This window comes from Pseudarthrobacter albicanus (assembly GCF_018224015.1).
GTDB lineage: Bacteria > Actinomycetota > Actinomycetes > Actinomycetales > Micrococcaceae > Arthrobacter > Arthrobacter albicanus.
The window spans coordinates 1-5,073 of record NZ_JAGPOT010000150.1; the positions used below are offsets into that span (position 1 = coordinate 1).

7 protein-coding genes are annotated in these 5,073 nt (G+C 69.4%); 5 read left to right on the forward strand and 2 right to left on the reverse strand.

Annotation, left to right across the window (positions count from 1 at the left end):
* The coding region (locus J9611_RS20815; protein WP_211883036.1) for a TlpA disulfide reductase family protein at positions 1–558 on the forward strand (558 nt) is incomplete at its 5' end.
* A gap of 98 nt (positions 559–656) precedes the next feature.
* Here J9611_RS20815 and J9611_RS20820 read toward each other — a convergent pair.
* Entirely contained in the window at positions 657–893 is a 237-nt protein-coding gene (locus tag J9611_RS20820) for an SHOCT domain-containing protein (RefSeq protein ID WP_307857172.1), read from the reverse strand.
* 78 nt (positions 894–971) lie between these two features.
* On the reverse strand, positions 972–1,688 hold the full coding sequence (locus tag J9611_RS20825) for a thioredoxin-like domain-containing protein (RefSeq protein WP_211883038.1): 717 nt from the start codon (positions 1,686–1,688) through the stop codon (positions 972–974).
* A gap of 161 nt (positions 1,689–1,849) precedes the next feature.
* Here J9611_RS20825 and J9611_RS20830 point away from each other — a divergent pair, with 161 nt between their 5' ends.
* The 4 genes from J9611_RS20830 (at position 1,850) to J9611_RS20845 (ending at position 4,944) form a co-directional block, all read left to right on the forward strand.
* Positions 1,850–2,215: a BlaI/MecI/CopY family transcriptional regulator gene (locus J9611_RS20830; RefSeq protein ID WP_211883040.1), complete on the forward strand. Its 366-nt coding sequence runs from the start codon at positions 1,850–1,852 to the stop codon at positions 2,213–2,215.
* Positions 2,212–3,195, forward strand: a complete 984-nt coding sequence (locus tag J9611_RS20835) for a M56 family metallopeptidase (RefSeq protein WP_211883041.1) — start codon at positions 2,212–2,214, stop codon at positions 3,193–3,195. The genes J9611_RS20830 and J9611_RS20835 overlap by 4 nt, the downstream gene beginning before the upstream one ends.
* 115 nt (positions 3,196–3,310) lie before the next feature.
* Positions 3,311–4,288, forward strand: coding sequence for a cytochrome c biogenesis CcdA family protein (locus J9611_RS20840; protein ID WP_211883048.1), 978 nt, complete (start codon positions 3,311–3,313; stop codon positions 4,286–4,288).
* On the forward strand, positions 4,285–4,944 hold the full coding sequence (locus J9611_RS20845) for a peroxiredoxin family protein (RefSeq protein ID WP_211883050.1): 660 nt from the start codon (positions 4,285–4,287) through the stop codon (positions 4,942–4,944). Before J9611_RS20840 ends, J9611_RS20845 begins: the two co-directional genes overlap by 4 nt.
* The last annotated feature ends 129 nt before the right edge of the window (positions 4,945–5,073 follow it).

Consider the following 5,073-nt stretch of genomic DNA (forward strand, 5'->3'; position numbering starts at 1 on the left):
TCGGCGGCTGTGCTCGCCGTTTCGCTGGCGGCCTGCGCCGCCCCGGATTCGCTGGCCCAGCAGGCCCGTGCGGGGGATAACAAGAACTACATTGCAGGGGACGGTTCAGTCAGTGAATACACTGCCGCCGCCCGTCCGAGCCCGGTGACCTTCCAGGGCCCCTTGTTCAACGGCCAGACGGTGGAGTCCCGGTCATTCCCCGGCAAAGTCGTGGTACTGAATTTCTGGTACGCCGCCTGCGGCCCCTGCCGGCTGGAGGCAGGGACACTGCAGGAGCTGAGCCAGTCATTCCAGGGCAACGGAGCCGAGTTCTATGGCGTGAACATCCGGGATGAGGCCCCGACGGCCGCCGCCTATGAACGTACCTTCGGAGTGACGTATCCGAGTTTCTATGACAGAAACGGGGGCGTCCTGCTGGCCATGGCCAGCTTTGTTCCCCCTCAGGCTGTTCCGACCACCATCGTGCTCGACAGGCAGGGCCGCGTCGCGGCCAGAATCCTGGGAGTCGCCGACAAATCCACGCTGAAATCGCTCATCAGCGACACCCTGGCCAGCTGACGGACTCCAGCAGCATGGTCCCGCCGCGCGGGAGCCGGCCTGTGGTTTGTCTTTTGGGGCGGGGCGCCCGGCCTCTGACCGGGGCGCCCCGCAACTGCCTATCCCAGGGTTTCGCGCCGTGTGCGGTATTCCTCGTCGTCGATTTCCCCGCGCGCGTACCGCTCATCGAGGATGCTGCGGGCGGAGCCTGGACGGTTATCAGGTGACCGCCCGCCGCCGCTGGCGAGGCGGGCGATCACCCAGACGAGTGCGGCCAGACCGGCGAGCAGAAGCACCGACCATCCCAGCATCCACAGCCACATAAGCCCCATGTCGCCGTATCCGTAACCCATCATTGGTTCTGTCCTTTCTCAGTGGTGCGCGGGGCGTGGGCCGGTCGGCCGGTTCAGGGCTGCCCGATTCCCGTCCGGGTGCTACTTGACCTTGCCTGGGCCGTCGAGTCCGCCGGTGCAGGGTGCGCCGGGCTCGGGGGCCGTTTTCGCGCTCCGGTATTTGGCGATGAAGTCCTTGACCCTGGGGTCATCAGCGCCGGCTGCCTTCAGCTGCACGCCCCATGCGGACGCGACGACCGGTGCGGGAAGACCGCTGTAGGGGGAGAGAATCGCGTAGGTCGACGGGATCTCCTTGCGCAGTGTGTCCAGCTGTGTGCCGCTGACCGTCTGCGGGTCATAGGTCACCCAGACCGCCCCGTGCTCGAGGGAGTGGACCGCGTTTTCGTTGGGCACCGGTTCGCTGTAGACGGCGCAGTTGAGCGGGACCGCCGAGTGGTCCCCGCCCACGGGCGGGCTCTGGGCGTACTTGACCGGCCCCGTCACATGGTTGGAGCTCAGCCCCGGAAAGGTCTGGACGCCGTCGATGGCGGCGGGAGGGCTTTTCGGCAGGGTGCTGATCACGGCGAAGACGACCAGGCCCGCCGCCAGGGCAATGCCGACAGTCCAGGCGGTGATGATGAGGATGAGGCGGTTGCGGCGGGATCTGCGGTGCTGGAGTTTGAATCCGGCCAGCTTCTGTTCGATCTGTGCGGCCCGCTGCTGCTTGAGTGTGGGAGTGCTCCCGGCGGCCGGCTCCGCCTGCTGGGGTTTCTGGCCGGCCGTCCCGGCCGGCCGGCCAGGGTTCTTTGATCGGGGCATTCCCTGAATCCTTTGCTTGACGGGCACCGCCGATCTGGCGCAGCGGTCGACGCCGGCGGTCCGGCATTCCTGCACCAAACCTAACGTACTTAGGTAATTAGGTGCAATGGCCGGGCCTATCTCCTATCCTTGATAGGACACGACACGGCCGAGGAGGCAGCATGCCAAAGTTTGGCGATCTGGAGAGCGCCATCATGGAGCAGATCTGGCGGGCGGACGGGCCGCTGCTGGTCCGGGAGGTCCTCGATGGCCTGGACCGGGGCCTTGCCTACAACACGGTGCACACCGTGACGGAGATTCTGCACCGCAAGGGCTGGCTGACGAAGGAACGCGACGGCCGGGCCTTCCGTTATGGGGCAGCCGCGGGCCGGGAAAAGTACGTGGCCGGACTCGTGACCGAAGCCCTCTCCCTCACCGATGACCGGACGGCAGCCCTGGTGGGCTTCGTGGAGGGGATGCGCCCCGAGGAGGCCGCGGAACTGCACCGGCTGCTCAGTGCGGCGAGGGAACAGGACGTGCAGGCATGATCGCCGCGTTATCCCTCCTCGGTTACGCCCTGGCCCTGGCCGTTGCCGGGCCCCGGCTGCTGCAGGCGGCGTCGTGGGCCGACAGGGCTCCCAGGCTGGCCATCGCGGCGTGGCAGGCCCTCACCGTCACCGTCCTGGCCTCGCTCGCCCTCGCCGGACTGGCCCTGACCTTCCCGACCGTGACCGTGAGCGGTGACCTCGCCGAGCTGCTGCGGGCCTGCGTCATGGCCATCCGCGAGCAGTACGCTTCCCCCGGCGGGGCGGCGGCCGGTGCCACCGGCGCCGTCCTGTCCCTGGCCATCCTCGGCCGCACCGTGTGGTGCATCGGCGCGGGCCTTGCCGGCATGGCCCGGGAACGCGCCCGCCACAGCAGCATTCTTGACATCGTCGGCCACACCGACACACACCGCGGCGTCGTGGTTCTGGACTCGGATGAACCGGCCGTCTACTGCCTCCCCGGCCGGAGGCGGCGCACCATCGTGACGACAGGGGCACTGCAGGCCCTGGACGAGGCGCAGCTGGACGCGGTCCTGGCCCACGAACACGCCCACCTCGCCGAGCGGCACGACCTGATCCTGGGCCTCGCCCGTGCGCTGGCGTCGGCCTTCCCGGCCGTTGCGCTCTTCCGGACCGCCGCCGACGAGACGGCCCGGCTGATCGAACTGCGCGCCGATGACGCCGCCGCCGCCCGGTCCGGCCGGCTCACCGTGGCCGGTGCGCTGCTGGCCGTCGCCTCCGGCGGCATTGCGCTGTCCCCGGCCGTGGCGCTGGCGGCAGGAGGCCACGGGGCCGCGGCCGGCGTGCGCCGGCTCATTCCGCCGCACCAGCCCCTGGGCAGCGCCAGGACCGCCGCCGGCTCCTTTGCCGTGGCCGCGCTGTTCGCGCTCCCGGTGCTGCTGCTGGGAGGTCCGGCAGCTGCCGCGGCCGGACACAACCTCTGTCCCGACGCGAACGTCTCCGCCAGCACCGCCGCCCGCTGAAGCCACCCGCTGAAGCCGGCCGCCGGGTCCCGCCGCTGGACACCGCCCGCCTATTCTCCTAAACTCCTTAGGAGAATAGTTTTGAAGTGTCGAGTGGTGTGAAGGGCGAACGTCCATGGAAGATCTGCTGTTCGGCGGGACGCTGCTGACCGCGTTCCTTGGCGGCCTCGTGGCCCTGCTGGCCCCGTGCTGCGTCTCGGTGATGCTGCCCGCGTACCTGGCCGCCGGCTTCCGCCGCCGCACCGGCATTCTCGCCGCAACCTTCGTTTTCGCCGCAGGGGTGGCCACCGTCATCGTCCCGATCGGGCTCGGGGCAACCTTCCTCGTCAGCCTGGTCTCGGGCCAGCACGTGCTGGTGTTTTCGGCCGCCGCCACCGCCATGCTGGCCGGCGGAACCGCGATGCTGCTCGGATGGAAGCCGCGGCTTCCGATGCTGCCGGGCCGGGCCCCCACCGGGTCAGGGTTCGGCTCGGTCTACGGGCTCGGAGTGTTTTCGGGGGCCGCCAGTTCCTGTTGCGCTCCGGTGCTGGCCGGCGTCGCGGTGCTCTCCGGGGCGACCGCCTCGTTTCCCGCGGCCCTGGCCGTGGCACTGACCTATGTTCTGGGGATGGTCGCACCGCTGGCCGTCCTGGCCCTGGTGTGGGACCGCAGGGACTGGAGCAGGAGCCGGTGGCTGCAGGGCCGGCAGGTCACCCTCCGGTTCGGCCGCCTGCGCCGCACGATGGCGTTCGGGACGGCCGCGTCGGCCTTCCTGCTCATCGCGATGGCCGTCCTCACCTACGTCCAGGCCGCCCTGGGCCCGGGCATGGGATCGGAGGGCGTGTTCGTGCAGATCACCGCGGATCTGCAGCACGCCGCCTCCGTTATCGCCGCAGCACTGGGCTGGCTGCCCGGCTGGGTCCTCGCCGTAATCCTCGCCGCGGGACTTCTCTACCTGATTACCCAGGCACGCCGGCACGCCGGACCGGCGGCCGGCCCGGAAACACCCGTCGATGACGCGCCCGTCGATGCCGCCGGGGCCGGCGCCGGAAACGACTGCTGCGTCCCCGACCACACCGCCGGACCCATCCCCGCAAAGGACAGCCGATCATGACCACCACCAAAAGCCGGGACCCCAAGGCCCGCCCCGCCCGGGGAATGAACCGCCGCTGGCTCCTCTGGAGTCTGGCGGCGGCAGCCCTTGTCGTCATCCTCGTCGCCCTCTACGCCATCTTCTCCGGATCCACCGCCCCGAAGAACACCGGGGCCGGGCCGAACTACGGTGTCGGCCAGCCCGGCCCCGGCGAGGCCGCGCCCGCATTCACCCTCGAGGACACCACCGGCAAGCAGGTGTCCCTGGGCGATTTCAAGGGGAAAAATGTGCTCCTGTACTTCCAGGAGGGCCTGACCTGCCAGCCGTGCTGGGACCAGCTGTCCAGCCTTGAGAAGGACAGCGCCAAGGTCAAGGCCGCAGGTGTCGACGCGGTCCTGTCCATCACGACCGACCCGGCCAGCCTCATTGCCCGCAAGACCCGGGACTTGGGCCTGACCACCCCTGTCTTGTCCGATCCCGCACTCACGGTGTCGGAGAAGTACAGTGCGAACCGGTACGGGATGATGGGCGCCATGAGGGACGGGCACAGCTTCATCCTCGTCGGCCCGGACGGCACCATCCGGTGGCGGGCCGACTACGGCGGCGCCCCGGACTACACGATGTTCGTTCCGGTCGACAAGCTGCTCAGTGACCTCAAGGACGGAATCAGGCCATGATCACACTCACCCTGCTGACCCGGACCGACTGCACCTGGTGCAGCGACGGCAAGCAGCTGCTGGCAGGCCTGTCCCGCGAGTTTCCGCTCAGCGTTGACGAGGTCGACCTGGACAGCGAGCAGGGACGCG